We start from the raw sequence: 4210 nt of genomic DNA on the forward strand, positions 1-4210 counted from the left end.
GGATAGCCCCCCTCTGTCCCCCCAAGTTTGAGATAGCCCCCCTCTGTCCCCCCAAGTTTGGGGGGAAATTTCCAAGTCCCCAGAATTACCCCCATCTTTCAAAGCCCCCAATGTTGGGGGTTTGGGGGCGGGGGGGCTTTCCGAGTTTTTTGAAACAGCAACCGTCGTCGGTTCACCCGGTTTATCATAGTCCGGGTTAGCAACAATAACAGGCGCTTGTTTGTGAGAATGTTCGAGTTGTAAACGAATTAAATCTCGTCCAGTTGTTAGATAAGTGATTTTGTAAGTTTCTATCAAATAGCGATTATTTTCATCAACCAATGCTGCAAACGGAATTCTATTTAACTCGGCATCCGGTGAGATAATAATATGATTAACATTCCCCAACTTTTGGCGAATTGATTGCATTAACAGTTCATCAAGGGAACGAGCGGATTTCTTCATAAAAGCAGGAGAGGCTTTAAGAACCAGATTTTGACCAAATCCACCTCGCTTAAAGTAAGCTTCGTGAATGGGTTCGGCTTCTCCTAAATCTACCCATTGCGGTTCACCGGAAGATTTGAGAATATAAGCCGCATAATGAGGTTTTCCCTGTCTATTTCCGGGCGTAGCTTTAGCATCATAAGGTTGATATAATACAAATTCAACTAACGCTGCATCTTCGGGAATTAACTGTTGTACCGTTTCAATGGTAACGGGTTCTGAAATCGTTCTAAATTCCTCACTACGACGAGAAAGTTCAGCTTCGAGTTGTTCTGATTTTTCTCTTAAATTTGCAACTTGTTGACGGTATTGTTCATCGGGAATATTTTCAGGCTTATTATAAATCAAAGTCGCGAGTTGAGTTCTAACCGTTGCTAATTCATCTAAAAGTTGTTGATTTTCTGGGGTAATATTTTCTCGTAACAGTTGTAAGTTATCGGTCATTACATCCAAAATCCGACCTTTGCGACGGAGAATAGTTGTTAAAGCCAAACGAGCCGCTTCTGAGTTATTCGGTGCATCTTTAATATGGAGAGAAACTGCTCGATAAGTTGTACTAGAAACTGTTTTCATTGAGTCTTGTTTCTGACGTTCCGAACCCGTTGCGAGGAGAACATTCAGGTTTTGTTCTTCTACTTCTAGTCCCCGACTCAAGAAGTTAATGGCTTGGGTTGTATCGCCTTGGGAGTTGTAGAGTGATGCCAAGTTGTTGAGGCTGGTGGCGACTGAGGGATGTTCAGTTGATAGCACTTTCTCAAGTATAGCTAAGGAAAGTTGGTAGAGGGGTTCGGCTTGGTTGTAGCGTCCTTGGGAATGGTAGAATTCTGCCAAATTGTTGAGGCTGAATGCGACATCGGGATGTTCGCTTCCCAAGGCTTTCTCACGGATAGCTAAGGAACGTTGATAAAGAGGTTCAGCTTGGTTGTACCGTCCTTGGGAATGGTAGAGTGATGCCAAGTTGTTGAGGCTGGCGGCGACTGAGGGATGTTCAGTTGATAGCACTTTCTCAAGTATAGCTAAGGAACGTTGCAAGAGGGGTTCGGCTTTATCGTAGCGTCCTTGGGAGGAGTAGAATTCTGCCAAGTTGTTGAGGCTATTGGCGACATCGGGATGGTTTTCTCCCAGGGCTTTCTCGCGGATAGCCAAGGAACGTTGGTAGAGGGGTTCCGCATCATTGAAGCGTCCTTGGTCTCTGTATAACGTTCCTAAGTTATTGAGGCTATTGGCGACATCGGGATGTTCTTTTCCCAAGGCTTTCTCCCAAATAGCTAAAGAACGTTGCAAGAGGGGTTCGGCTTGGTTGTAGCGTCCTTGGTCACTGTAGAGTAATGCCAAGTTGTTGAGGCTGCGGGCGACATCGGGATGTTCGCTTCCCAAGGCTTTCTCCCAAATAGCTAAAGAACGTTTGTAAAGAGGTTCCGCTTGGCTGTAGCGTCCTTGGGAGTCGTAGAGGTTGGCCAAGTTGTTGAGGCTAACTGCAACATCAGGATGTTCTTGACCTAATACCTTTTCTCGGATAGCTAAAGAACGTTTGTAAAGAGGTTCCGCTTGGCTGTAGCGTCCTTGGGAGTCGTAGAGTCCTGCCAAGTTGTTGAGGCTGAGTGCAACAGAGGGATGTTCGCTTCCTAAGACTTTTTCATAGATAGCTAAAGAACGTTTGTAAAGAGGTTCCGCTTGGCTGTAGCGTCCTTGGGAGTCGTAGAGTGATGCCAAGTTGTTGAGGCTAAGTGCAACAGCAGGATGTTCTTGACCTAATACCTTTTCTCGGATAGCTAAAGAACGTTGCAAGAGGGGTTCGGCTTCAGGGTAGCGTCCTTGGGAACGGTAGAGGTTTGCCAAGTTGTTGAGGCTGAGTGCAACATCGGGATGTTCGCTTCCTAAGACTTTCTCACGGATAGCTAAGGAACGTTGGTAGAGGGGTTCAACTTCATCGTAGCGTCCTTGGGAATGGTAGAGTGATGCCAAGTTACTGAGGCTGGTGGCAACATAGGGATGTTCTTGACCTAATACCTTTTCTCGGATAGCTAAGGAACGTTGCAAGAGGGGTTCCGCTTCAGGGTAGCGTCCTTGAGACTCGTAGAGTGATGCCAAGTTGTTGAGGCTGGTGGCAACGTCGGGATGGTTTTCTCCCAAGGCTTTCTCATAGATAGCTAAGGAACGTTGCAAGAGGGGTTCGGCTTCAGCGTATCGTCCTTGGTTAGAGTAGAGTGATGCCAAGTTACTGAGGCTAAGTGCAACATCGGGATGTTCGCTTCCTAAGACTTTTTCATAGATAGCTAAAGAACGTTGCAAGAGGGGTTCGGCTTGGTTGTAGAGTCCTTGGGAGGAGTAGAGCTGGGCCAAGTTGTTGAGGCTGCGGGCGACATCGGGATGTTCTGTTCCTAAGACTTTTTCATAGATAGCTAAAGAACGTTGCAAGAGGGGTTCGGCTTGGTTGTAGAGTCCTTGGTTAGAGTAGAGTGATGCCAAGTTGTTGAGGCTGGTAGCGACATGGGGATGTTCTGTCGATAGCACTTTCTCAAGTATAGCTAAGGAACGTTCATAAAAAGGTTCAGCTTCAGTGTAGCGTCCTTGGGAGGAGTAGAGTGATGCTAAGTTGTTGAGGCTGAGTGCAACATCGGGATGTTCTGTTCCTAAGACTTTCTCACGGATAGCTAAGGAACGTTGCAAGAGGGGTTCTGCTTGGTTGTAGAGTCCTTGGTTAGAGTAGAGCTGGGCCAAGTTGTTGAGGCTGAGTGCGACATCGGGATGTTCTGTTCCTAAGACTTTCTCACGGATAGCTAAGGAACGTTGGTAAAGGGGTTCGGCTTCATCGTAGCGTCCTTGGGAGGAGTAGAGTTCTGCCAAGTTGTTGAGGCTGCGGGCGACATCGGGATGTTCGCTTCCTAAGACTTTCTCCCAGATAGCTAAGGAACGTTGATAGAGGGGTTCGGCTTGGTTGTAGAGTCCTTGGGAGGAGTAGAGTGATGCTAAGTTGTTGAGGCTGAGTGCGACTGAGGGATGTTCTGTTCCTAAGACTTTTTCATAGATAGCTAAGGAACGTTGCAAGAGGGGTTCAGCTTCATCGTAGCGTCCTTGGGAACGGTAGAGTTCTGCCAAGTTGTTGAGGCTGAGTGCGACTGAGGGATGTTCTGTCGATAGCGCTTTTTCATAGATAGCTAAGGAACGTTGCAAGAGGGGTTCAGCTTCATCGTAGCGTCCTTGGTTAGAGTAGAGTAATGCCAAGTTGTTGAGGCTATTGGCGACATCGGGGTTATTTTCTCCTAAAATTCTCTCTCGTATTTCTAGAACCCTTTCTGCTATGGGTATTGCTTCGTTATATTTTCCTTGTTGATAAAGTTGAATAACTTGTTGGTGGAGTCGGTTGGCTTCTTCGAGTTCATCAGACTGTTGAACCAACAACACGGGAGATATGTGCTGTCCGCTAACAGGAGGTATTGCCGTTAATAGTCCAGAACATCCAATAACAACAGTTAGCCAAAAGAAAGATTTGAGGGGAGTTCGCTTCATCGGGTAGATAGTCACGCCAAGTTCATTATCACCTATGTCTGATGGGTGTTGAGTTATGCAGTTTTGACCCCCCTGGGTCCCCAGGGCTGTTTCATTCTCAGTTAAAAATTGCCGGGGTTGATGGGGTGATGGGGTGATGGGGTGGTGGGGAGAGGATTTTTTTCCGATGAAAAATAGCTTTTTGTTAATAAAAATTCCCCCCATCTCCCCACCTCCC

General features: G+C 46.7%; 1 protein-coding gene. It reads right to left on the reverse strand.

Annotated features, from left to right (window positions below; translation table 11 throughout):
- A partial coding sequence (locus tag VB836_RS30230; protein ID WP_323225250.1) for a tetratricopeptide repeat protein occupies window positions 1-3993 on the reverse strand: 3993 nt, incomplete at its 3' end.
- Window positions 3994-4210 lie beyond the last annotated feature (217 nt).

Origin of the sequence: Limnoraphis robusta BA-68 BA1, from assembly GCF_034932365.1 — a bacterium.
In the GTDB taxonomy this organism is placed as follows: domain Bacteria; phylum Cyanobacteriota; class Cyanobacteriia; order Cyanobacteriales; family Microcoleaceae; genus Capilliphycus; species Capilliphycus robustus.